Source organism: Plantactinospora sonchi (assembly GCF_036422035.1).
GTDB lineage: Bacteria > Actinomycetota > Actinomycetes > Mycobacteriales > Micromonosporaceae > Plantactinospora > Plantactinospora sonchi.
On record NZ_JAZGQK010000006.1, the window covers coordinates 152137 to 176087 of the forward strand.

Genomic DNA, 23951 nt, shown 5'->3' on the forward strand with positions numbered 1-23951 from the left:
TCCTCAGGGGTACGGCGCGGACGTCCCCGGCTCGCCCGGGGCGTCCGCGCCGCGCCGTTTCGGCCCGCCGTCCCCGGTACGCCGTTCCGGGGCCGCGCCACCTGTTCGGCGCTCCGCCACCCCGTTCGCGGCGCCGCAACCCGTTCGGCGCTCCGCCAACCTGTTCGGGGCGCCGGCACCCCGTTCGCGGCGCCGCAACCTGTTCGGCGCTCCGCCAGCCTGTTCGGGGCGCCGGCACCTGTTCGGGGCCGTGTCACCCGTTCGAGGCTCCGGCACGCCGTTCGGGGTCGTCGCCTCGTTTCGCAGAGTGTTGCGATGTGAACACGGCTCGCGAAGTGGCCGGGCCACTCTCTGCCAGCATCAACCTGTGCTGATCGTGACGACGGATCAACTCCCGGGGTACGAGATCCGCGCGATTCTCGGCGAGGTCGTCTCCTCCCAGGCCCGGACCCGGAACCCGTACCGGGAGGGGGTGAAGAGTCTCCGAGGTGGCGCGTACGACCCCAACGCACCCGAGAACCTCACCCGCTGGCGTACCGACGCCGTGCAGAAGTTGGGCGAGGAGGCGACCCGGCTCGGCGCCAACGCGGTGCTCGGGATGCGCTTCGACCACCGCGACGTCGGCGAGTTGTGGATGGAGATCTGCGCGTACGGGACGGCGGTGGTGGCCGTCCGGCAGCCGGTCGAGCCCGCTCCGACGGACCAGCCGAAGGTCGCCGCGGAAACCGCGCACCCGGCGGAGCCCCGCGACTCGGGCGCCATCGCCGAGCCGCCGAGCGCCCCGAACCTCGGCAGCGCCGCCGGCACCCCGACACCACGCAACTGACCCCGGCATGACCCGGCCGATCAGCGGTGCGCGCGCAGCGCGGCGGCGAGCCAGCCGAGGGCGGGGACGGCGGGCGGCGGCGGTGTCCGACCCGCGACGAGGTCCAGCAACTGCCAGTACCGCTCGACCCTGGGCTGGGTGACCGTGTCCAGCCAGGCGAGCAGCTCGGTCACCTCCGCCCCGGTGAGGTCGGTGGGGACGATTCGGGCCAGTACCGCGTCCGCCTCCGGGGACTCCGGCGGGACACCCTCGTCGACCGCCGGCCGCGCGTACCGCAGCACGGCGGCGCGGACGTGCAGACCGTAGTCGAACCGGCTGTCGACGTCGCCGGCGAGCACCAACCGCCGTACGGACGCCTGGAACTCCTCGTCCGCGACCAGTTCGGCGAGTTCCATCCAGGCGTCGACCTGCTCCGGTGTCGGCTCCTCGGGCAGCGTCGGCGGCAGTTCCCGCATCCAGCCCGCGACAACCTCGGCATCCTGGTCGTCGACGCCGGCGAAGGCCCGGTCGACGAACGTGTCGATCATCTGTTGCCGTTCCGACGCTGAGAGTCGGGCGAGCCGGTGCATCATCGAGATCTCCTCCTGGTCGGAACCACGTCGGACGACGGCGCGGAGAACGGTCCGGCGCAGCCGCAGGATGCGGAGTTCCGCGTCCACCACCGCGACCTGCTGGTCCGCGACCTCTGCCGGGGCTGCCTGCCCGGACAGGACCCGCGCCACGGCGGGCAGGCCGATCCCCAGTTCACGCAGGGTCCGGAGCAGGTCGAGGGCGTCGACCGCGCTCGGGTCGTAACGGCGGTGCCCGGCGGGCGACCGATCGGCGGGGGTGACAAGACCGGCGTCGGACCAGAAGCGGATGGTCCGTGCCGACACACCGGTCCGGTCGGCCAGTTGCCCGACCGTCAGGCGTTCCGTGCCGTCGTCCATCGGGTCAACGTGCACCTTCCACCTACTGGAATGTCAACGCTGTTCGCGGTGGTCTCCGGCGGGTCTGGCGGCCACCGCTGCGCCCGGTCGAGGTCGGCGGGGTGCGTCAGAGGATCGGCGCGGGGCTGTACGCGGCGGCCTCGGGGTGTGCGGCGACCACTGCCGCGACCCGGTCGGCGACCGCCCGCACCTGCGCGGTGGCGGCCCCGGTGAAGCCGGCCCGGTCGGCGACCAGTTCGTCGATCTCGGCCCGGGTCAGCCCGAGCCGACCGTCGGCGGCGAGCCGGTCGAAGAGGTCGTTCTCGGCGATCCCCTTCTCCCGCATCGCCAGCGCCACGGCGACCGCGTGCTCCTTGATCACCTCGTGTGCGGTCTCCCGGCCGACGCCACGGCGCACCGCCGCCACGAGGATCTTGGTGGTGGCCAGGAACGGCAGGTAGCGGTCCAGTTCCCGGTTGATCACCGCCGGGTACGCGCCGAACTCGTCCAGCACGGTGAGGAAGGTCTGGAACAGTCCGTCGGCGGCGAAGAAGGCGTCCGGCAGCGCCACCCGCCGGACCACCGAGCAGGAGACGTCGCCCTCGTTCCACTGGTCGCCGGCCAGCTCGCCGACCATCGACAGGTAACCCCGGATGATCACCGCGAAGCCGTTGACCCGCTCGCTGGACCGGGTGTTCATCTTGTGCGGCATCGCGCTGGAGCCGACCTGGCCGGGCTTGAAGCCCTCGGTGGCCAGTTCCTGGCCGACCATCAGCCGGATCGTGGTGGCCAGCGAGGAGGGCGCGGCGGCGGTCTGGGCCAGCGCGGAGACCACGTCGAAGTCGATCGAGCGCGGGTAGACCTGGCCGACGCTGTCCAGTACCCGGGCGAAGCCGAGGTGCTCGGCGACCCGGCGCTCCAGCTCGGCGACCTTGTCCGCGTCCCCGTCGAAGAGGTCGAGCTGGTCGGCGGCGGTGCCGACCGGCCCCTTGATGCCGCGCAGCGGGTACCGCCCGAGCAGGTCGGTCAGCCGCTCGTACGCGATCAGCAGTTCCTCGGCCGCCGAGGCGAACCGCTTGCCGAGCGTGGTGGCCTGCGCGGCGACGTTGTGTGACCGCCCGGTCAGCACCAGCTCGGAGTGCTCGACCGCGAGCCGGGCCAGCCGGGCCAGGGTGGCGACCACCCGGTCCCGGATCAGCTCCAGCGACCGGCGCACCTGCAGCTGCTCGACGTTCTCGGTCAGGTCCCGGGAGGTCATCCCCTTGTGCACGTGCTCGTGCCCGGCCAGCGCGCTGAACTCCTCGATCCGGGCCTTCACGTCGTGCCGGGTGACCCGCTCCCGGGCCGCGATCGAGGCCAGGTCGACCTGGTCCAGTACCCGCTCGTACGCCTCGACCACGTCGTCCGGCACCGGCACGCCGAGATCACGCTGGGCCCGGAGTACGGCGAGCCAGAGCCGCCGCTCCAGTCGGATCTTCTCCTCCGGGGACCAGAGGGCGACGAGTTCGGTCGAGGCGTACCGGTTGGCGAGGACGTTGGGGATGCTGGTCACCGTGCCATTCTCGACCATCCCGCCTGGCCCGACCGCACCGGCCGGGTGATTCGACCGGACGGCTCAGTTGCGGATGAGCCGCTGGTAGAGGGCCTGGGCGGCGGGAACGTCGTCGGGGAAGTCCTCGTACCACAGCCGTGCGGTGGCGAGCCCGATCTCGGCCAGCCCCCGCCGCAGCGACGCGGTACGCCCGACGAGTTCCGCCGAGGCGTCGGTCAGGACGACGTAGCCGCCGGGCCAGAGTCGGATGATCGGCTCGCCGGCGGGAAAGGCCGTCCGGAACCGGGTCGCCAGCTCGACGCCGAGCACCGGCTGTTCCAGCACGGCCGAGAGGTCGGGTGGCGCCGACACGTCGTACTCCGTCGGCTGCTCGTCCGTCGGCTTGGGCGACGTACCGGCGCACCTGGTCGGCGGCGGTACGGCGGTGAGGTCGGCGACCAGCAGCACGTGCCGGTTGCCGAGCGGGGTACCGGTCAGTTGGGCGTGCCGAGCGATCTCCTTCAGCACCACCTGGAGTTCGTCGACGTCCCGCAGCCGGGGAAGCGCCTCGACGCAGGGCGCGGTGTGCTCCGGCACCAGGGTGACCTCGGTCCAGGCGCCGACCAGCACCTCCAGCAGGTGGTCGGGCGGTTCGCCCTCCGGCAGCGCCCGGTACAGCGCGCTGAGGTCGGCCACCGTGTCGTCGATGCCCACCCCGGCGGCGGCTCTGGCCCTGCCCAGGCGGACACAGGCCGGTTGCGGGTCACGGGTCTCCGCGATCGCCCGGGTCAGGCTGTCGACCGCCGCCGTCCACCAGCCGCCGGTCCAGCTCGGCCGTTGGCGCAGCACCGACTCCCGCCACACCTCGCGCAGCGCCACCGCCTCGGTGCGGAAACGGCGGGTGGCGCGGGCTCGGCGCTCCGCCGCCGCCGGGCTGAGTGGGCGTTCGTCGTTCATCCGGCGTCACTGCTCCATCCGTCACGGCGGCTCACTGTCGGCTAGACGGAGTCGGGGGCCGATCATGACGACGGTGGGGACAAAACCAGAATTAGCCGCGATCCGGGCATGTGGTCACCTTCCCGGAACACGACTTCACCTTCTGCCGCTGAGGGATCGCCCTTGGTAGTTTGTTCCTCGTCCGTCGTACGGCGGGCCGCACCGCGAGCGCCTGATCCGGTCCACAACGGACCGCTCACTCCACTGACCTGGCAGGACATGGCGGACAACACCAGCACCCCGGCGTACGACGCCCGCAGTGACCTGCAACTGCTGCGTGCCGTACGCGACGGCGACAACGAGGCGTACGCCGTGCTCTACCGGCGGCACGAGGTGGCGGCCCGGCGTCTGGCCCGCACCCTGGACCCTCGCGGATCCGAAGTGGACGAGCTGGTCGCGGAGGCGTTCGCCCGGGTGCTCGCCGCGCTCCGCGCCGGTGCCGGCCCGAAGGCGGCCTTCCGCACCTACCTGCTCACCACCCTGCGCAACGTCTTCTACGACGAAACGCGCCGGTCCCGCCGGCTCGAACTCGCCGACGACCTGTCCGGTCACGATCCCGGCGAACCGTTCGTCGACCCGGCGGTCCGTGGTCTGGAGCACACCATGGTCGCCCGGGCCTTCGCGGCGCTGCCCGAGCGGTGGCGGCTGGTGCTGTGGCACACCGAGGTGGAGGGCGACTCCCCGGCGACGGTCGCCCGACTGCTCGGGGTACGCCCCAACGCGGTTTCCGCGCTCGCCTACCGTGCCCGGGAACGCCTCCGGCAGAACTACCTGCGGGAGCACGCCGCCACCCGTACCGACGAGGCGTGCCGGTGGACCGCCGAGCGGCTCGGCGCGTACGTCCGGGACGGGCTGGCCACCCGCGAGACGACCGAGGTCGAGGGCCACCTGTCCGGCTGCCGGTCCTGCCGCCTGCTCTACGTCGAACTCGGCGACGTCAACTCCGGTCTCGGTGCCATCCTGGTCCCCTCGCTGGTCGGCGTCACCGCCGTCGGGTACGCCACCGCCGGCGCCGCGGCCACCACCGGCCCTGCCGCCGACCCCACCGCCGGCTCCGGTGACGGCGGGTCCGACCCCGACAGCGGTACCACGACGGACAGCGGGACCACAGCCGACGGCGGTACGCCGGGCAGCGGCCGGGGCCGCCCGCGGCGGCGCGTCCGTGACCGGGCCACCCGGCTCGCCGCCGTCGGCGTCGTACTGGTCCTGCTGGCCACCGTCGCCGTCGCGGTCGCGCTCAGCGGCCGACCGGAGCCGACCGCCGGCCCGGGACGGTCGGCGCCGCCGGCGGGACCGGGAACACCGGGAGAGGACACCACCCCGACACCCGAACCGGACCAGCCCACGCCCGGCCCGTCCGGCACGCCCGCGCCCGGCCCGTCCGGCGGGGCGCCGACCAGCCCCGGTGACGGCCCCGACCGGCCGTCCGGCCCGGCCGACCGGCCCGGCACGGCGGCACCGGGCGCCCCCGGCTCGCTGGCCGTGGCGCTCGCGCCGGTCGGCACCCTGGTCCGGGGCCGGTCCACGGTGCTGTTGATGACGGTCACCAACCCGATCCGGTCCGCCGGGGCCGGCGGAGGACGTCGACCGGGTACGTTCCGTGCCGCCGCCGCCGACCGGACGGGTCCGCTCACCGCCCGGATCACCCTGCCGACCGGCATCCGGCTCCGCGCCGGGACGGCCGGCGACGGCTGGACCTGCACCGCCGGCAGCCCCGGCACCTGCCGCCGGGGGCCGTTGGCGGCGGCGACGGCGAGCACTGCGTACCTGCCGGTCACCGTCGCCGGCACCGCCCGGGGCGGCACCGTGCGGCTCAACCTGGACGCGCCCGGTGCGCCCCGCAGCACCGCCGCGCTCCGGCTCGACGTCGGCGACACCGGACTCTCGACGGTCTTCGCCGGTACCGTCTCGGCGCGGCTCACCGCCGCCGGCAACGCCCTGCTCTCCTGCTCCGACCTCGACCTCACCTGCCGCGCGGCGCGGGCCGGCCGTCCCGCCCTCGGCCGGGTCGACAACGGCCACTACCTGATGACCCGCTACACGGCACGTGACGCGCCGGCCGGGGCACCCCGGCGCGGCATGGTCAGCGGCGCCTCCGTACGGCTCACCGGCCGGGTGCTCTGGGCCGGGCTGTACTGGGCCGGCACCGGCCGCCCGCCGAGCGCGCCGACGGCGTACGTCCGGACACCCGGCAGCAGCCGGTACACACCACTGCGCGCCACCCGGGTGGCCTCCTTCCCGGCCACCCTGGAGGGCCGACAGGGTTACCAGGCGTACGTCGACGTGACAGGGATCGCCCGTTCCGGCACCTGGTGGGTCGGGGTGGACCGGCGGGCCTTCACCCCCGGGATCGGCTCCTTCGGCGGCTGGAGCCTGCTCGCCGTCGTCGCCGACGGCGGTCCGCCCCGCAGCGTCGCGGTACTCGACGGGGCCCTCGCCCTCCGGCCGGGCGACTCGGTCTCCACCGCGCTGCCCGGGGCGGCGGGCGCGGCGGCCCAGATCGGGTTCATCGGCTGGGAGACCGACCGGTCGACCACCGGCGACCGGCTCGACCTGGCCGGGTCACCGGTCGACCGGGGCAACCCGAGCAACGCCGCGGCCAGCCGTACCGACGGCACGGCCGCCGGTTGGAACACCCTCGGTACGGACGCCCGGGTGCTGCGTACCCGCCTGCCCGAGAACGGACCTGCCCGGCTGACCGCCCGGACCGGCCGGGACGCCTGGCTGCTCGGCGCTCTCGCGATCAGCGCCGAACAGCCGTAACCGGGCCCCGCTGGGTCAGCCGCCGTACGGGGACGTGGGCGGCGGATGGCCACCCTGCGGCGCAACCGGCCCGTATCCCTGCGGTGGTGGGTATCCGTGCGGTGGCGGGTACGCCTGTGGAGGCACCGGTGCGGGGTATCCGCTCTGCTGCGGCGGGGCGGGCACGCCGTACGGCTGCGCCGGTACCGCGACGCCATGCGGCGGCACCGGTCCGGCCGGTACGGCCACCGCCCCGGCCGGGCCCACTCCCTGCGGGGGTGTGGTCCGACCCACCCGGATGGCGAGTCGGTCCAGGTAGCCGACCTGGAGCACGACGAAGGCCAGCAGGAAGATCAACAGGATCGGCAACGGCAGCACCAGACTCAACATGTCGCCGTCCGGCTCGTCGAACTGCCACAACATCGTCTCGGCGACAACCGGCGCCGGCAGCAGCTCCGCCTTGCTCACCATCAGCCGTGCCCAGTACGGCTGCTGCGCATTGAACAGCCAGGTCAGCAGGAGTGCCACGGGCAGCATCGGCAGGGCCGGGAGCAGCAGGGCGCGGAAGAAACCGCCACCGGCCCGCCACCGGGCGTGCTGCCCCCGGAAGAGCAACGTGAAGACGAACAGCGCCGGTACGGAGAGCCAGACCGGCGGAATCAGGCCGAGGAACGTGTTGACCTGGTCCGCGTCGGCGGCACGGGTCGCGGTGCCGACCGAGAGTGGGCCGACGCCGACGAAGAGCCACGGTGCGAACGGGACCAGCAGCAGTTCGCTCCAGCGGCCGAGCGGTCGCAGCCCACCGATCCCGAAGCCGCCGGCCGCACCGAGGCCGACCGAGACGACCGCCGAGATGAGGGGTGGGATCCAGGTGTTGGCGAGCACCCGTACCAGGCTGAGCCCCGGCTCCGGTTGGCCGTTGCGGAAGGCGTCCAGGCCGGGGTCGGACAGGATGTGCCGCAGCCAGGGCGCGGACGCCCAACCGACCACGCCGAGCAGGGCGGCCAGTCCGACCACCAGGAGTCCGAGGTGGACGAGGCGTCCCCGACCGCCGGCCGGCACCGCCGTCGGGGCCGGGACGGTCGGCTGCCCGGGAACGGCGGTTGGCCGCGCGGAAACCGCATCCGGCTGCCCGGGCACGGCGGTCGGCTGCTCGGGACCGGCGGCCGGCTGGGCGGAAACGGGAACGGGCGGCGTGTCGCGCCGGTCCCGCCAACCGTCGAGTTCGATCCGGGTACGGGTGGCGAGCAGCAGAGCGGTCGTGGCGAGCCCGAGCAGCGCGAGCAGGCCGAGCAGCAGCGTCGCCACGGCGGCACCCGGCCCCACCCGGTAGAGGAGGAAACTGTTCTGCAGCAGTTCCACCACCGGCGTCAACGCCGATCCGTCCGTCTTGAGCCCGTTGAGCAGCGCCGGCGTCGTGTAGATCTGCAGGGTCAGGGCGAGCACGCTCAGGCCGACGACGCCACCGACGGTCAGCACGGCGGCCGGTGACCGACGCCCGGACGTCCGCTTCCGCAGTGCGCTCAGGAACGCCGTCGCGGCGATCGCGACAACCAGGCCGAACGACGTCGCCGCGAGCGCCCAGAGCACGTCGACCAGGACCAGGGGGCCGGGCTCACCCGGCTCGATCCGGTGCAACCGCCAGCCGAGTGCGAGCGCGGCCGGGGCGTACCCGGCGATCGGCAACGCGAGCACGGCCCGGGTGACCAGTCGGGCGACCCGGCCGGCCCGGTCCGCGACGACCGCCAGCAGCGGCGCGACAACCAGGGCGTACGCCAGCGGCAGCAGGCCGAGCAGGAGCGCGGAGCCGATCTGCCCCCACACCCCGTCCGCGACGATCGTCTGGTAGTTCTCGGTGCCCGCCGGGGTCGGCGGCTTGACCAGATCCTCGTGCCGGAAGCTGGTCAGCACGATGCTGACGGTGGGGATGAGGTAGGACCAGACCAGGGCGAGCAGTGCCGGGAGCACCAGTCCCAGTCCGAGCAGTACCCGTCCCACCGATCCGCCGGTCGCCGGACGGGCCGGCGGCGGCACCGGCGGTTGGTGTGGCACGGGCGGTACGGGTACCGACGGTACGGGTGTCCCTGCTGGCTGGCCTGGGTAGCTCATCGTGTGACGCCCCGATGCTCGGTCCGATGATCAGCGAGACCCTATCGCCGGTGTCAACAGGCCGGTGGCTGGTGAATCGCCGGTCACCTCGGCCGGGACATGCGGAGCAGGGCAGTGACCGCGTACCCGAGCAGGAGCAGCCCGGTGCCGGCGCCGGCCACCAGCCCGACCGACGCGGACGAGGCGAGGCCGACGAGGAGGCTGGCGACCGCTACCACGCAGACCGCCACCCCGAGCGGGCGCAGCAGTGGGTCACGCAGCACCGGGGCCAGCGGCAGGAAGTGCGCGCCGACGACAAAACTGATCAGCGCCGGGATGAACCCGGTCCATCCGGCGACGGACAGCACCGCCGCCCCGATCCCGGCGACGGCGAACTCCGCGCCGACGATCAGCAGGTAACGCCGGTCGACGGCCCGGTCCCGGGGTGTCGGGTCGGCGCCCCGGGACCGGGCCACGACGACGCCGCCGGCCACCGCGGTCAGCAGGGCGGCGATGCTGCCGACCACCAGCAGGGTGCTCAGTGGCGGATCGGCCTTCGGCACGCTGAACCAGAGGGTCGCGAAGATTCCGAGATACAACGCGGTCAGGCCACCCTGTCGCCGCGTCACGGTGTGCACGGTCATTGCCGCACCACTCCGGACCCCCGAATTTGATCATCTGACGAACATCGCCGAAGATCCTAGTGGTCGCCTTTGTGGCGCCTCGGCATGGTTCGGACGAGCGCGGCTACGGCCCGATCAGGTCCCGGACCACCGGCCCGGCCACCCGCTGTCGCCGTGGAGATACCCCCGCCGTGGCCGCACCCGACCGATCAGCTCCTATGTGGACGCCGAGACGGCCGTCGTCGACGACACCGTCGGGTCGACGTCCGGTCGATCCTCCGACCCGGTGGTGGACGGGCTGGAGTCGAGGCGCCGTACGGCGGGATCGATCAGCATGCCGAGCACCGCGACCAGCACGATCCCGGCGGCGAGCAGCAGTGTCCGCTCGGTGCCGAGCACCTCCGCCACCGGGCCGATCGCCATCTGTCCGAGCGGGATGGCCAGGAACGAGCCGAGCGCGTCGTACGAGTAGACCCGGGCGAGCCTGTCGGCGGGGATGTGCCGCTGCATCGAGGTCTCCCAGGCGACCGAGAACTGCTCCACCGCCGCCCCGGCGACAAACGCGGTGCCGACCAGCAGCAGGACCGAGGGCGTCCAGGCCAGTACGCCCAGCAGCAGCACGTCGGCGAACATGCAGAGCACCCCGACCAGCAGGAATCGCCGTACCCGGAGGCGGAGGGCGACCAGCGCGCCGGCCACCATGCCGACGGTCTGCGCGGCGAGTACCAGTCCCCAGGCCGACCGCCCGATCGCCTCGTCCGCGACCGCCGGTCCGAGCACGTTGACCGAGCTGGCGTACGCGAAGTTGATCAGCAGGAAGCCGAGCACCACCACCCACACCCAGGAGCGGGCGACAAACTCGGTCCACCCGTCACGCAGGTCGCGGAACGGGTGGGACCTGGCGGCGCCCGGGTCGGCGACCCGGGCCACCCGTACCCGGGAGAAGGCGAGCCCGGCCACCGCGAACGTCATCGCGTCGACCAGCAGGCCCCACCCCGGGCCGGCGCCGGCCACCAGCAGGCCGCCGAGCGAGGCGCCGCCGATCATCGCCGCGTTGATGCCGAGCCGGTTGATCGCGTTCGCCGACTGCAGCAGTTCCGCCGGCACCGTCTGCGGCATCAGTGCGGAGGCCGCCGGCCAGGCGAGGGCGCTCAGCAACCCGTTGACCGCGCTCAGCGCGACCAGCAGCGGAATCGTCGCGGTGTCGGTCAGCACCAGGGCGGCGACCGCGGCCTGGGTGGCGGCGGCCGACGCGCAGGAGACCACCATCAGCGCGTGCCGGGGCAGCCGGTCGGCCAGCACGCCCCCGAAGAGCAGGAACAGCACGTTGGTCAGCGACCGCGCGCCGACCACCAGACCGAGGTCGCGCACCGACCCGGGCAGATCGAGTACGGCGAAACCGAGTGCGATCGGCGCGACCGCGTTGCCGAGCATGGTGGCGGCCCGGCCGACCGCCAGGTAGCGGAAGGGCCGGTGCCGCAGCGGCGCCAACGCGGGGGTGGGCATGCTCAGTCCTCCATCCGGAACAGGGCGACGGTGGCGCTGACCCGGACGGTGCCGGGGGTGCGGGCCGGCTGGGCGGCCCGGTGCAGTCGACCGGACGCCTCGGCGATCAGGTCCCGGATCTCCTGCCAGGTGTCGGGGTCGACCCAGAACTCGGCGTCGGTCAGGAAGTTGCCGGGGCCACGGCGCAGTGACGCGGACCGGCGGCGCAACTCGGTGGCGAGGGCGGCGTAGACGAGCCGGTGTTGGGGGGTGGGTTGGGTGCCCTCGACGGCGGCCGGCTGCGGCCACTCCACGTCGGCGTCGGGGTCGTAGCGGTAGCGCTTGGCGACCCCGCCCCGGATGCGTTCCTCGCCGACGGCCTGGATAACCCCGGCGGCGAGCAGGTGTCGCAGGTGGTAGCTGGCGTTGGCGTGGGTGAGGTCGAGTTCGCGGGCCAGTTCGGCGGCGGTCAGCGCGGAGGCGGTGAGCAGCGAGAGCATCCGCATCCGTACGGGGTGGGCCAGCGCGCGCAGTCGGGCGGTCGGGTCGGGCCCGGTGCCGCTGTCCCGGTCCGGCCCGGTGTCCGGGCCCCCGTCGTCATCTCCCAAAGACATGTTGGGGAGTCTAGCGATCGTGACACCAACCGCCAAGCACTTGTTTGGGAGTTGGTCGCGGTGCGGAAGTCGCCGGACCCTCCGCAGCCGGGGCCGACGACCAGCGGGTCAGCGCTCCAGGATCGCCACCACGCCCTGGCCACCGGCCGCGCAGATCGAGATCAGACCCCGTCCCGAACCCCGCTGGGCGAGCAGCTTCGCCAGGGTGGCCACGATCCGGCCACCGGTCGCCGCGAACGGGTGTCCGGCGGCCAACGACGAACCGTTGACGTTCAGTTTCGCCGGGTCGACCGGGCCGAGCGGGGCGTCCAGGCCGAGCCGGTCCCGGCAGAACTCCGCCGACTCCCAGGCGGCCAGGGTGGCCAGCACCTGGGAGGCGAACGCCTCGTGGATCTCGAAGTAGTCGAAGTCGGCGAAGGTCAGACCGGTCCGGGCGAGCAGTCGGGGTACGGCGTACGCGGGTGCCATCAGCAGCCCCTCGTCACCGTGTACGAAGTCGACGGCGGCGGTCTCGGCACCGCCGAACCAGGCGAGCACCGGCAACCGGTGGGCGTTCGCCCACTCCTCGGAGGCGAGCAGGACGGTCGAGGCGCCGTCGGTCAGCGGGGAGGAGTTGCCCGCGGTCATGCTCGCCTGGTCCGCCTCCGGTCCACGGGTGCCGAAGACCGGCTTCAACGCCGCCAACTTCTCCACGCTGGTGTCCGGGCGCAGGTTCGCGTCCCGGGTCAACCCGAGGTACGGCGTGACCAGGTCGTCGAAGAACCCCCGCTCGTACGCGGCGGCGAGCCGGTGGTGCGACCGGGCGGCCAGTTCGTCCTGGGCCCGCCGGTCGACGTTCCAGCGGCGGGCCGTGATCGCGGCGTGCTCACCCATCGACAGTCCGGTACGCGGCTCGGCGTTGCGCGGGATCTCCGGCCGGAACGGCTGCGCCGGCCGCAGCCGGGTGGCGGCGCGCAACCGACCGCCGAGACTCCGGGCCGCGTTGATCTCCAGCAGGGTGCGCCGCAGCTCCTCGTTGACCGCCAGCGGAGCGTCCGAGGTGGTGTCGACGCCACCGGCGATCCCGACCTCGATCTGCCCGAGGGCGATCTTGTTGGCGACCAGGATCGCCGCCTCCAGGCCGGTGCCGCAGGCCTGCTGGAGGTCGTACGCCGGGGTGTGCGGGTCGAGCCGGGAACCGAGCACCACCTCGCGGGTCAGGTTGAAGTCCCGGGAGTGCTTCAGCACCGCGCCGGCGGCCACCTCGCCGAGCCGCTCGCCGGCCAGGCCGAACCGGGCGACCAGGCCGTTCAGGGCGGCGCCGAGCATGTCCTGGTTGGACGCCTTCGCGTACCGCCCGTTCGAGCGGGCGAACGGGATGCGGTTGCCGCCGATGATCGCGACACGACGGACGGTCTGCATGACATCGCCTCCAGTACGCAGGGTTGCCACCACCTTACTCGCGAGTAGGCTACGGCCATGAGTGACAGGTACGCGAGCTTCGCCCACACCGGACCCGGCCGGGCGCTGGTCAGGCGCCTCGGCCTGCCCGACCCGCCCCGACTGCGCCGGCACCGGCCCGGGGACCCGCTGATCCACGGCCCCGTCCGGCTCGACGCCGCTCCCGGCGGCCGGCTCGTCGATCCGGTCGGAAAGATCCTCACCGTGGCCGGCGTCGAGGTCGCCGACCGGACTGCCGCCGCACCGCCGGATCAGGGGCCGTACGGCGCCCTGGTGTACGACGCCACCGGCATCACCGACTCGACCGGCCTCCGGGCCCTCTTCGACTTCTTCCACCCGCTGGCCCGGGCACTGCGTCCGTCCGGGCGGGTGATCGTCCTCGGTACCCCGCCGGAACTGTGTGCGAGTCCCCGGGAGGCGACCGCACAGCGTGCCCTGGAGGGACTGACCCGCAGCATCGGCAAGGAATTCGGCCGGGGCAGTACCGCCCAACTGGTCCTCGTCGCCCCCGGTGCCGAGCGGGCCGTCGAGTCGACCCTGCGCTTCCTGCTCTCCGGCCGGTCGGCGTACGTCTCCGGCCAGGTCGTCCGGATCACCCCGGCGGAGGTTCCCGAGGTCGACTGGGAGCGTCCGCTGGCCGGCCGGATCGCCCTGGTCACCGGCGCCGCCCGGGGCATCGGCGCGAAGGTCGCCGAGGTGCTGGCCGACGACGGCGCCCACGTGGTGGCGTTGGACGTGCCGGCGGCCGGCGACGCGCTCGCCGAGGTCGCCAACACCGTCGGCGGTACGGCGGTGCAACTCGACCTGACCGCCCCGGAGGCGGCCCACCGGCTCGCCGACCACCTGGCCGACCGGCACGGCCGGGTCGACATCGTGGTGCACAACGCCGGGATCACCCGGGACCGGACCCTCGGCCGGATGACGTCGGACTGGTGGGACGCGGTGCTGGAGGTCAACCTCGTCGGCCAGGAACGGATCAACGACGTGCTGCTGGACCGGGACCTGCTGCCGACCGGTGGCCGGCTGGTCGGGGTCTCCTCGATCGCCGGGATCGCCGGCAACCGGGGCCAGACCAACTACGCCACCTCGAAGGCCGGGGTGATCGGACTGGTGCACTCGATGGCGGCGCCGCTCGCCGCCCGCGGCATCACCGTCAACGCCGTCGCCCCCGGCTTCATCGAGACCCGGATGACCGCGAAGATGCCGGTGATGCTGCGGGAGGCCGGCCGCCGGATGAACAGCATGGCGCAGGGTGGCCTGCCGGTCGACGTGGCGCAGACGATCGCCTGGTTCGCCTCGCCCGGCTCCGCGGGGGTCACCGGCAACGTCGTACGGGTCTGCGGGCAGAGCCTGCTGGGGGCGTGATGACCGGACAGCCGGACGAACGTCCCGAGACGGAACTTCCGAGGCTCCCGGCCACCGGGCCGCTGTACCGGCGGGCCGCGATCGGGCTCACCCCGGGACTCGGGGCGGCCCGCCGCGCCGACCGGCTCCCCGACGTCGAGCTGGTGGTCCGGGGCGTCACCGTCGACCGGGACCACCTGGCCGGGTACGACCGGGTCTGCGGGTTCCGGTTGGCCGACGTACTGCCGCCGACCTATCCGCACGTGCTGGCGTTCCCGCTGGCACTGCGGCTGATGACCGCACCGGAGTTCCCGTTCCCGCTGGTCGGCCTGGTGCACGTGGCGAACCGGATCACCACGCACCGTCCGATCGACGCCGCCGAGTCGCTCGACCTGTCGGTCCGGACCCTCGACCTCCGGCCGCACCCTCGGGGGCGGCAGTTCGACGTGCTCTGCACCGCGTCGGTCGGCGCCGAGGTGGTCTGGCGCGGCGTGTCGACGTACCTGCGCCGGGAGCGGGTGGCGGCGGAGCGGGCCCGGCGCGACCGGGCCGATGATCCGACGCCGCCGGCCCCGACCGCCGTCTGGCGGGTCGGGGCCGGGACCGGCCGCGACTACGCGCGGGTGTCGGGAGACCACAACCCGATCCACACCTCGCGGCTGGCGGCCCGGCTGTTCGGGTTCCCCCGACCCATCGCGCACGGCATGTGGAGCAAGGCCCGCTGCCTGGCCGCGCTGGCGAACCGGCTCCCTGACGCGTACGTCGTGGACGTGGACTTCACGCTGCCGCTACCCCTGCCCGGGACGGTCGCGTTCACCGCGACACCGGCCTGGGACTTCGGGCTGTACGACGTCCGGCGCGGGCGCCCGTACCTGGTCGGGGAGGTGACCCCGGTCCCGGAGTGATCCTGCCCGGCGGACCGGTCGGGCCGGCCGGGTCACCGCTCGTCCACGACGTAGGTCGCCGAGTCGAAGTCGGCGAACCCACCCTCGGCGCCCAGATCCTGCACCCACAGGCCGACGAAGGCCCCGGTGAAGCCCCACGCGGTCGGCTCACCGGCCTCCGCCTCCGCGGCGTGTTCGTCGGAGAGGATCGTCGCGTCCAGTTCGACGGGGAACTGACACCAACCGTCGCCGTCCCGCGCCTCCCCGGTCGGCCGGCGCAGCGAGTAGTCGAACCGTACGACCGGCCCGTCGAACCGGACCCGCAGCCGCACCGCGTCCGCCCTGGTGGCGTCGACCTGGCACCCGGCGTGCTGGATCCGCCGGCCCTGGTCGAACGACATCAGTTCGAGCACCCGCCGGCCGTCGTCGTCCCGGGTGAGGTAGGCGTAGTGCCAGTTGCGGGTGTTGTAGTACGCGGTGACGCCGGCGAGCTGCCGGAACGTCCGCGGGTGGAACTCCATCGTCGTCTCCAGCCGGCAGTGCCGGGCGGTCACCCGACGCGCCACCAGGCTGGGACGTTGCCGCCCGACCGGCGATTGGCCACCGTGGACGCGCAGGTGGGACGGCCTGCTGGAGAGATCCACCCAGTCGGGGGTGGCCGGGCGGCGCAGGGTCGACCACTCGGGGCCGAGCCGGGCCGCGTCGAAGTCGTCGTGGTCGACGCGGCGGTCGGACCGGTCCACCGCCGCCGGCGCCCCGGGCACGGGTACGACCTCGGCCGGCACGCCACCCTCGATCTGCGGCCATCCTGCGTCGTTCCAGGTCACCCGTTGGATCGCCGTCTCCCGGCCGAGCACGCACGGGCCGAGCGGGGAGTACGGCCGGGCCGTCAGGTGGGCCAGGTACCACTGCCCGTCCGGTGTGTCGACGAGGCTGCCGTGGCCGGCCTTCTGCAGCGTCAGGTCCGGCCGGCCGGCGGAGCTGAGCATGGGCCCGTCCGGCGCCACCTCGTAGGGGCCGAACATCTCGCGTGACCGGGCGACGGTGACCTGGTGAGTCCAGCTGGTGCCGCCCTCGGCGGTGAGCAGGTAGTACCAGCCGTCCCGGCGGTAGAGGCGGGGCGCCTCGGTCATGCCGACCGAGGTTCCCTCGAAGATCAGTCGCTCCTCGCCGACCAGCTTGCCGGCCGCCCGGTCGTACTGCTGGATCTGGATGCCGGCGAACCGGTTCCGGCCGGTACGCCAGTCGGTGTTCATGGCGAGCAGCCAGCTCGTGCCGTCCTCGTCGTGGAAGAGCGACGGGTCGAAGCCACGGGCGTGCAGCGGCACCGGGTCGGACCACGGGCCGGTGATGTCGGCAGCGGTGGTCAGGTAGTTCTGCGAGTCCCAGTAGCCGCCGGCGAAGCTGGACACGTCGGTGTACACCACGTGGAACAGACCGTCCACGTAGGACAGGTCGGGAGCCCAGACGCCGGCCGAGTCGGCGGCGCCGGTGAGGTCGAGCAATCGGCGCTCGGTGAGGATGCCACCGAGCGGGCGCCAGTGCACCAGGTCCGTGGAGTGGTGCAGCCGTACCCCCGGACACCACTCGAAGGTCGAGGTGGCGAGGTAGTAGTCGGTGCCCACCCGCAGTACGCAGGGATCCGGATGGAAGCCCGGTAACACCGGGTTGCGGATGAGTGGGTTCTCGGGCACGGCGTGCCCCCCGTTGCCTGCCGTGGATGTCATGTCAACCCTTCCGGTGGCCGCCGGCTTCGGCGAGGCCCCGGCCCGGCGCCGACCCCGGGGCACGGGTGGTCCGTGGCCCGGCCGTCCGCCCCGCGTTCCGTCCGCCGGGACCTCCAGCCACCTGATCGCAGTGAAACCCGTGTATGCCGATCACCTTAGTCAGCAGACTCCGCCCAGACAACTGGCAAAGTTCGTTTTGCTGGAAACAGCCGACGAGGTCACCCGGGCGCGGATCACTGCGGCGAAGTCGACAGAACATCGACATTCATCGTTGACATGGTCGAAACGCATCGATAGTCTCCGGGTATTGGGAAAGCGCTTTCCAACATCCCGTCCAGGTGTGTCCGGAGGCATCCGGGCACACCGTCCGCCCACCGCTGGCGGCGTCCGCGTCCCACCCGCGACCCGGCCGCCGGGGTGGACCACGTCCACTCGGAGGTTCCCCCGTGTCCAGCACCAACACCACCACCGCGACACCGCGTACCCGGCGGCTCGTCCGGATCCCGCTGCTCGCCGCGACCACCACCGTCGTACTCGCGGCGACCTCGCTCGCCGGCGCGCCCGCCGCCTCCGCGGCCTCGTTCAACATGCAGGGTTGGGCGACCCAGTGCGGCGGCACCACCGGCGGCGGCAGCGCCTCGGCGGTCACCGTCACCGACTCCGCCGGCCTGATCAGCAACATGCAGGCCAGCGGCGCCCGGGTCATCCGGGTCTCCGGCAGCATCTCGATCAGCGGCATGCAGAAGGTCGCCGCGAACAAGACCATCATCGGCGTGGGCAGCAACGCCGCCATCACCGGCGGCGGGCTCAACGTCGCCAGCGTCAGCAACGTCATCATCCGGAACATCAACTTCCGGAACTGGAGCGACGACGCGATCAACGTGCAGTACTCGACCCGGGTCTGGATCGACCACAACAGCTTCACCAACGGCAACGACGGTGCGGTCGACATCAAGCGGGCCTCCGACTGCGCCACCGTCTCGTGGAACCGGGTCTACGGCCACGACAAGTCGTTCCTGCTCGGCCACTCGGACGACAACGCGAGCGAGGACACCGGCAAGCTGCGCGTCACGTACCACCACAACTGGTTCGACGGCTCCGAACAGCGGCACCCCCGGGTCCGGTTCGGCAACCCGGTGCACGTCTTCAACAACTACTACAACAACGTCGGCGGCTACGGCGTCGCCTCCACCGAGGGCGCCGGTGTGCTCGTCGAGGGCAACTACTTCGAGAACACCGAAGACCCGTACCACCTCGGCGAGGCCAGCTCCGGCCCCGGCACCCTGGTGGCTAGGAACAACCACTTCGTGAACTCCGGCAGCGGCCAGACCGGCGGCAGCGTACGGAGCCTTCCGTACAGCGTCAGCGTCGACCCCGCCGCCAACGTGAAGTCCATCGTCACCGGCGGCGCCGGCACCGGCCGCATCTGAGGTGCAAGGAAGGGCCCCTTCCTATCGCATTTTGCATAGGAAGGGGCCCTTCCTAACGGGTCAGGTACGCGCCCGGGCCACCGCGAGGACGTACCCGCCGAGGCCGAGACGGACCAGCGCGAGCGCCGTGGCGAGCCCGACCACAGCGACGATCGCATGCCCGATGTCCGGAGCGAAGAGCACCACCTGGCTCAGTCGGGCACCGTCCCAGGATCTCGGCAGCGCCCACGCCGCGCCGGCGACCACCACGGCGCAGCCGAGCAACCAACCGACCGTGACACCGACGGTCCGCCCCGGCGACAGCCCGACGCTCGTCGGACCCGACGCCGGCACCAGGGTCGGGGCCGATGCCGACGTCAGGGTCGATGCCGAGGCCGACGCAAGGGTCGATGCCGAGGCCGACGTCAGGCTCGAAGCCGGGCCCGACGTCAGGCCCGGGCCCGGGGCGACGGGCGATGCCGGGGTCGGGGTCGGCCGGGCCGGAGCCGACTGTCGGACGAGCCGGACCAGGCGCCGCCAGCGGACCAGCGACCAGACCAGCAGCGCCAACAGCAGTACGCCCACGGTGACGAGCCCGGCGAGGATCCACCCGAAGATCGGATCCGCCTCCGCCGTGACCGGCGTACCGCCCCGGAGGATTTGGACCGCGTTGAACGCCGCCGAGGTCAGCGGCGGGTCCATCGCCAGGCTGTAGCTGTTGCCGAGCACCACCACGGCCAGGTCCGAGCCGGGGACCAGCACGATGTGGCCGAAGAAGTTCGCGGTCGCCCCGGCATGCCAGACGATGCGCTCGCCGGTCCCGGAGAGGGTGTCGTCCCGCCAGCCCATCGCGTACCGGCCGGTCCCGCTGGTGCCGGCCAGTCCGGTGTGCAACTGGGCCACACCCGGCGCGGAGAGCACGCTCCGGTCGGCGTAGCGCCCGTCGTTGAGCTGCGCCATCACGTAGTGCGTCACGTCGGTCAGGCTCGCCGCCAGGAAGCCGTACGACACTCCGGAGCCGTCGAAGGGCGGGGCGAACCGTCGCGGGTGGCCGACGTAGTAGCGGTGTCCGGCCGGAATCCCGCCGAGCGACCGCGCCTCCGCCTCGGTGGCGGCGGAACGGCTCATGCCGAGCGGGTCGAGCACGCTCCGCCGGAGGTGTTCCCCGTACGGCTGGCCGGTCACCTCCTCGACAAGCACGCCGAGAATCTGGTAGTTGGCGTCGCTGTACTGGTGGAGCCCACCCGGTTCGGCGGTGACGCGTACCGCCGCCAGGTCCCGGACCGAGCGGGCCAGCCCGTCCGGGGTGTTGTCGTACCGGTCGGTGAGGCCCATCGCCGCGACCTGGGGCAGCCCGGTGGTGTGGGTGAGCAGCTGCCGTACGGTGATCCGGGCCGCGACCGACTCGTCGGCGAGCCGGAGCCACGGGACGTACCGTCGAACCGGCTGGTCGAGTTCGACCCGACCGGCCTCGACGAGCTGCATCACCGCCAGCCCGGTGAACGACTTGGTCACCGAGCCGAGCACAAACGGCGTGTCGACGGTGATCCTCCGACCGTCGCCGTCCACCCCCCAGGCGCCCTGGCCGACGACCCGGTCACCCTGCACGATCGCGTACGCGAATCCGGGCGTACGGGTGTCGGTCATGTGTCGGCGCAGGTACGCCGCCACCTCGCCGAGCCGGTCGGGGACCGAGCTGTCCCCGGGCGGTTCGGTGGGTGTCGGGTTGCCGCGCGCTGGCACGGCGGCCGGTAACACCGCCGGCAGGCTGACGGCGAGCGCCAGGACCAGGGCCAGCAGGACGGCCCGGGCAGCCGGGCCCGCCCTGCTCGACGATGCCGGAGCTCCTTGTGACCTTCGAATACCTGGCACGTGTCTCCCCGTTCTGCCGTGGTGGAGGCAGGTCTCCGATCGACCTGTCCCTCGGTCGTCATCGCATCCGGTGCCGCTTCGTCAGCCGATCTGGCTGAGCAGCCGTTCCAGGCCGGCGAGGCGCTGCTTGACCTCCGCCAGTTCCTCGCGGGCCTCGTGCAGTTCGGTACGCAGCCCTCGCAGTTCGGTGACGGTCGCCTCGGCGCCCTGGGCGAACCGCGCCTCGGTGTCGGCGGACCGCTCGACCAGCGCCTGGTAGCGCTCCTCGCCGTCGGAGGAACGTCGGGTCCGGTAGAAACCGAGCGCGACGAACGCGACGACGGCGGCCAGCACCACCACCAGCACCATCGAGGTGATGGTGGCGGTCTGCGCGATGTCCGCCCCCAGGACCGGTGTGGCCTGTACGAGGTTGAGGGCACTGCCCGATGCTCTGCTCACTTGCTCTCGTCCTTTCCCGATCCGTCCAGGTCCAGGGTTCGGGCCGCCACGCGGATCGCCTCCGGGGTGAGCCCGAGGGTGAACGGCACGACCTCGAAGTACTTCACCGAACTGCCGTCCCGGGCGGTCTCCAACGTCCCGACGACCAGCCCGGCGGCCTCCAGCCGCTGCAGGTGCATGTAGAGCAGCGGCCGGTTCATCCGCAGCTGGCGGGCCAACTGGCTGACGTACGTCCGACCCTCGGCGAGGGCCGCGAGGATCCGCAGCCGATGCGGGCTGGCCAGCGCGGTGAGCACCTGCAACAACTCCTCGCCCGAGGACGGTGCCTCTTTCATGCCGCCGATGTCCCTTCTGGGTGTCAGTTTCAACTGACACCCCCCTGTCAGATGAGACTGACACCCCCGCGCCGACTCGTCAACCCCCGGACGGTCACCACGGCCCGGCCACGACCACCGGCAGCGCAGACCAGCCGGAAGCAGCCCGCCCAGCGGCAGACGGGCAGCGTGGAGCGGCGAGGGTCAGTGGTTCAGCGGCGGGCGCCAGCGGTGACCGGCCAGCAGGCTTCCCGCGCCGGTCCAGACGAAGTTCATGATCCGGGTCGCCAGCTCGTCGGGATCGGCCTCCGGGTGGTCGGCCAGCCAGTCCGCCACCGACTCCGAGGCCCCGACCAACGCGTACGCCATGACCTCCAGCTCGGGCCCGGCGACCTCGCGGCCCTCCGCGACCAGACCCCGGTCGAGCATGCCGGCGACCACCTCGATGATTCGGGCCCGCATCGTGGTCAGCTCCCCGGCGAACGGCTGTTCACCCCGCGCCTGCCGGTAGAGCACGGACCAGGCGTCCCGGTTCGCCCCGACGAACCGGAAGAAGGCCCGGAGCCCGCACCACAACCGCGCGTCGAAGGTACGGCCACCACCGGCCCCACCCTCGTCGGAGACACCGGCGACATCGCCCGGAGCCGACCCGACGGCGGCGTCAGCGGTCGGTCCGACGGGCAGCGGGCGTACGGCAGTGATGATCGCCTCCATCAGCCGGGTCCCCTCCCGGTGCAGACACGCCGTGAACAGCTCCTCCTTGGGACCCAGGTAGGCGTACACCATGGGTTTGGAGATCCCGGCCTCGTCGGCGATCTCGTCCATGCTCGCCGCATGGAAGCCGCGCCGGGAGAAGACCTTGACCGCCGCGTCGAGCATCTGCTGCTCGCGCACAGCCCGGGGCAGCCGCTTGAAGGCGGGCGTGGAGGACACCTTGCCAGCCTACCTACTCCTGCGTAAGGTTACGCAGCAGTAACCAAAGTCCCGCCCGGAAGGTCGACCCCATGACTGACTTCGATCCGGCGAGCTTCGCCTCGGTCGATCCCCAGCAGTTCGCCAAGCTCGTCAAGTCCACCCCGGACGCCAAGCTCGCCGAGGTGATGCAGAGCGACCGGCGCGTCACCATCCTCGACGCCGTCTTCTCCCGGATGCCGGCGCTGTTCCGGGCCGACCGGGCCGGCTCGACCAACGCGGTCATCCACTGGACCATCACCGGTGGCCCGGACGGCGACTCGGACACCTACGAGGTGGTCATCGAGAACGGGACCTGCCAGGTCTCGGAGACCCCGAGCCGCGAGCCGAAGCTCTCGCTCACCATGGGTCCGGTCGAGTTCCTCAAGGTCGTGTCGGGCGGCGCCAACCCGGTGATGATGTTCATGACCGGAAAGCTGAAGGCAAAGGGCGACCTCGGGCTGGCGGCCAACATCGCCAACCTCTTCGACATCCCCAAGGCCTGATCCCCAGCACGGCCGAGTCTCCGAGGAGCTGGCGATGGTCGAATTCTCGCTCGACCTCAACGATGACCAACGGGACCTGCGCGACTGGGTGCACGGCTTCGCCAGCGACGTCGTACGCCCGGCCGCCGCCGAGTGGGACACCCGGGAGGAGACCCCGTGGCCGGTGGTCCAGGAGGCGGCGAAGATCGGACTGTACGGGTTCGAGTTCCTCGCCACCTGCTGGGCCGATCCGACCGGTCTCTCCCTGCCGATCGCCAGCGAGGAACTCTTCTGGGGTGACGCCGGCATCGGGCTGTCCATCTTCGGCACCTCGCTGGCGGTCGCCGCGATCTACGGCTCCGGCACCCCGGAGCAGCTCGTCGAGTGGGTGCCACAGTGCTTCGGCACCGTCGACGAACCGGCGGTCGGGGCGTTCTGCAGCACCGAGCCGGAGGCCGGCTCCGACGTCGCCGCGATGCGTACCCGGGCCCGCTACGACGAGGCCACCGACGAGTGGATCCTCACCGGACAGAAGGCGTACGCCACCAACGGCGGGATCGCCGCCGTCCACGTGGTGACCGCCTCGGTCGACCCGTCGCTCGGCGCACGCGGGCAGGCCGTGTTCGTGGTTCCGCCGGGCACCCCCGGACTGACCGGGGCAAAAAAGCTGCGCAAACTCGGGCTGCGTGCCTCGCACACCGCCGACGTCTTCCTCGACGAGGTACGCGTACCGGGGCGCTGCCTGCTCGGCGGGCGGGAGGCGTTGCTGGAACGGCTCGACCGGGCCCGGTCGGGGCAACGCGGCAAGAGCCAGGCGGCGATGCGTACCTTCGAGCTGACCCGCCCGACCGTGGGCGCCCAGGCGATCGGGGTGGCCCGGGCCGCGTACGAGTACGCGCTGGCGTACGCCCAGGAGCGGGTCCAGTTCGGCCGCCCGATCATCGAGAACCAGGGGATCGCCTTCGCCCTCGCCGACATGCGGATGGAGATCGACGCCGCCCGGCTGCTGGTCTGGCGGGCCGCCTGGATGGGCCGGAACAACCGGCCGTTCGCCGCGGGCGAGGGGTCGATGTCCAAACTGAAGGCCGGCGAGGTCGCCGTGTCGGTGACCGAGAAGGCGGTGCAGATCCTCGGCGGTGCCGGCTACCTGCGCGAACATCCGGTGGAACGCTGGTACCGGGATGCCAAGATCTACACCATCTTCGAGGGCACCTCGGAGATCCAGCGGCTGGTCATCGCCCGCGCCATCTCCGGCCGACAGATCCGCTGACCGA

20 protein-coding genes are annotated in these 23951 nt (G+C 72.6%); 7 read left to right on the forward strand and 13 right to left on the reverse strand.

The features are described from left to right. Positions 1–367: 367 nt before the first annotated feature. Positions 368–826 carry a YbjQ family protein gene (locus V1633_RS07135; RefSeq protein ID WP_331213386.1) on the forward strand — a complete coding sequence of 153 codons (459 nt, stop codon included), beginning with the start codon at positions 368–370 and terminating at the stop codon, positions 824–826. A 20-nt stretch (positions 827–846) separates the two neighbouring features. Here the strand turns inward: V1633_RS07135 and V1633_RS07140 are convergent, their stop codons facing one another. From V1633_RS07140 to V1633_RS07150, 3 genes are all read right to left on the reverse strand, one after another. After that, on the reverse strand, positions 847–1755 hold the full coding sequence (locus V1633_RS07140; protein WP_331213387.1) for a helix-turn-helix domain-containing protein: 909 nt from the start codon (positions 1753–1755) through the stop codon (positions 847–849). A 106-nt stretch (positions 1756–1861) separates the two neighbouring features. Continuing rightward, a complete protein-coding gene (purB, locus tag V1633_RS07145) occupies positions 1862–3286 on the reverse strand; it encodes an adenylosuccinate lyase (protein ID WP_331213388.1) in 1425 nt (474 codons plus the stop codon). Positions 3287–3349: 63 nt separating this feature from the next. After that, positions 3350–4222 carry a hypothetical protein gene (locus V1633_RS07150; protein WP_331213389.1) on the reverse strand — a complete coding sequence of 291 codons (873 nt, stop codon included), beginning with the start codon at positions 4220–4222 and terminating at the stop codon, positions 3350–3352. A 258-nt stretch (positions 4223–4480) separates the two neighbouring features. Here V1633_RS07150 and V1633_RS07155 point away from each other — a divergent pair, with 258 nt between their 5' ends. Next, positions 4481–7024 carry a sigma-70 family RNA polymerase sigma factor gene (locus V1633_RS07155; RefSeq protein ID WP_331213390.1) on the forward strand — a complete coding sequence of 848 codons (2544 nt, stop codon included), beginning with the start codon at positions 4481–4483 and terminating at the stop codon, positions 7022–7024. 15 nt (positions 7025–7039) lie between these two features. On the opposite strand, the gene V1633_RS07160 is transcribed toward V1633_RS07155, so the two are convergent. The 5 genes from V1633_RS07160 to V1633_RS07180 all read right to left on the reverse strand — a co-directional run bounded on the left by V1633_RS07160 (position 7040) and on the right by V1633_RS07180 (position 13214). Continuing rightward, positions 7040–9055, reverse strand: coding sequence for a sugar ABC transporter permease (locus V1633_RS07160; protein ID WP_331213391.1), 2016 nt, complete (start codon positions 9053–9055; stop codon positions 7040–7042). Between the two features lie 140 nt (positions 9056–9195). After that, the gene (locus tag V1633_RS07165) at positions 9196–9735 is read right to left on the reverse strand and encodes a hypothetical protein (RefSeq protein ID WP_331213392.1); all 540 of its coding nucleotides are present in this window, start codon (positions 9733–9735) and stop codon (positions 9196–9198) included. 195 nt (positions 9736–9930) lie between these two features. Beyond that, positions 9931–11220 (reverse strand): MFS transporter, encoded by a 1290-nt coding sequence (locus V1633_RS07170; RefSeq protein ID WP_331213393.1) that lies wholly within the window; start codon positions 11218–11220, stop codon positions 9931–9933. 2 nt (positions 11221–11222) lie between these two features. Beyond that, positions 11223–11813 (reverse strand): ArsR/SmtB family transcription factor, encoded by a 591-nt coding sequence (locus V1633_RS07175; protein WP_331213394.1) that lies wholly within the window; start codon positions 11811–11813, stop codon positions 11223–11225. A 108-nt stretch (positions 11814–11921) separates the two neighbouring features. After that, complete coding sequence (locus V1633_RS07180; protein WP_331213395.1) at positions 11922–13214, reverse strand: acetyl-CoA C-acetyltransferase; 1293 nt, start codon at positions 13212–13214, stop codon at positions 11922–11924. A gap of 57 nt (positions 13215–13271) precedes the next feature. Between V1633_RS07180 and V1633_RS07185 the strand changes: the two genes are divergently transcribed. Both V1633_RS07185 and V1633_RS07190 read left to right on the forward strand, forming a co-directional pair. Continuing rightward, entirely contained in the window at positions 13272–14618 is a 1347-nt protein-coding gene (locus tag V1633_RS07185; RefSeq protein WP_331213396.1) for a 3-oxoacyl-ACP reductase, read from the forward strand. Next, positions 14618–15502, forward strand: coding sequence for a MaoC family dehydratase (locus V1633_RS07190; protein ID WP_331213397.1), 885 nt, complete (start codon positions 14618–14620; stop codon positions 15500–15502). Before V1633_RS07185 ends, V1633_RS07190 begins: the two co-directional genes overlap by 1 nt. Before the next feature lie 32 nt (positions 15503–15534). Here V1633_RS07190 and V1633_RS07195 read toward each other — a convergent pair whose 3' ends face one another. Next, the gene (locus tag V1633_RS07195; protein ID WP_331213398.1) at positions 15535–17175 is read right to left on the reverse strand and encodes a glycoside hydrolase family 43 protein; all 1641 of its coding nucleotides are present in this window, start codon (positions 17173–17175) and stop codon (positions 15535–15537) included. 533 nt (positions 17176–17708) lie between these two features. Here V1633_RS07195 and V1633_RS07200 point away from each other — a divergent pair. Beyond that, positions 17709–18638, forward strand: a complete 930-nt coding sequence (locus V1633_RS07200; RefSeq protein ID WP_456238635.1) for a pectate lyase family protein — start codon at positions 17709–17711, stop codon at positions 18636–18638. Positions 18639–18698: 60 nt separating this feature from the next. Here the strand turns inward: V1633_RS07200 and V1633_RS07205 are convergent, their stop codons facing one another. From V1633_RS07205 to V1633_RS07220, 4 genes are all read right to left on the reverse strand, one after another. Beyond that, positions 18699–20375 carry a serine hydrolase domain-containing protein gene (locus V1633_RS07205; RefSeq protein ID WP_331213400.1) on the reverse strand — a complete coding sequence of 559 codons (1677 nt, stop codon included), beginning with the start codon at positions 20373–20375 and terminating at the stop codon, positions 18699–18701. A 195-nt stretch (positions 20376–20570) separates the two neighbouring features. After that, on the reverse strand, positions 20571–20927 hold the full coding sequence (locus V1633_RS07210; protein WP_331213401.1) for a hypothetical protein: 357 nt from the start codon (positions 20925–20927) through the stop codon (positions 20571–20573). Further along, positions 20924–21262, reverse strand: a complete 339-nt coding sequence (locus V1633_RS07215) for an ArsR/SmtB family transcription factor (RefSeq protein ID WP_331213402.1) — start codon at positions 21260–21262, stop codon at positions 20924–20926. Before V1633_RS07215 ends, V1633_RS07210 begins: the two co-directional genes overlap by 4 nt. A 183-nt stretch (positions 21263–21445) precedes the next feature. Continuing rightward, positions 21446–22174 (reverse strand): TetR/AcrR family transcriptional regulator, encoded by a 729-nt coding sequence (locus V1633_RS07220; protein ID WP_331213403.1) that lies wholly within the window; start codon positions 22172–22174, stop codon positions 21446–21448. Positions 22175–22245: 71 nt separating this feature from the next. Between V1633_RS07220 and V1633_RS07225 the strand changes: the two genes are divergently transcribed. Both V1633_RS07225 and V1633_RS07230 read left to right on the forward strand, forming a co-directional pair. Continuing rightward, on the forward strand, positions 22246–22698 hold the full coding sequence (locus V1633_RS07225) for an SCP2 sterol-binding domain-containing protein (protein WP_331213404.1): 453 nt from the start codon (positions 22246–22248) through the stop codon (positions 22696–22698). A 34-nt stretch (positions 22699–22732) separates the two neighbouring features. Beyond that, on the forward strand, positions 22733–23947 hold the full coding sequence (locus tag V1633_RS07230) for an acyl-CoA dehydrogenase family protein (RefSeq protein ID WP_331213406.1): 1215 nt from the start codon (positions 22733–22735) through the stop codon (positions 23945–23947). Positions 23948–23951: the final 4 nt, after the last annotated feature.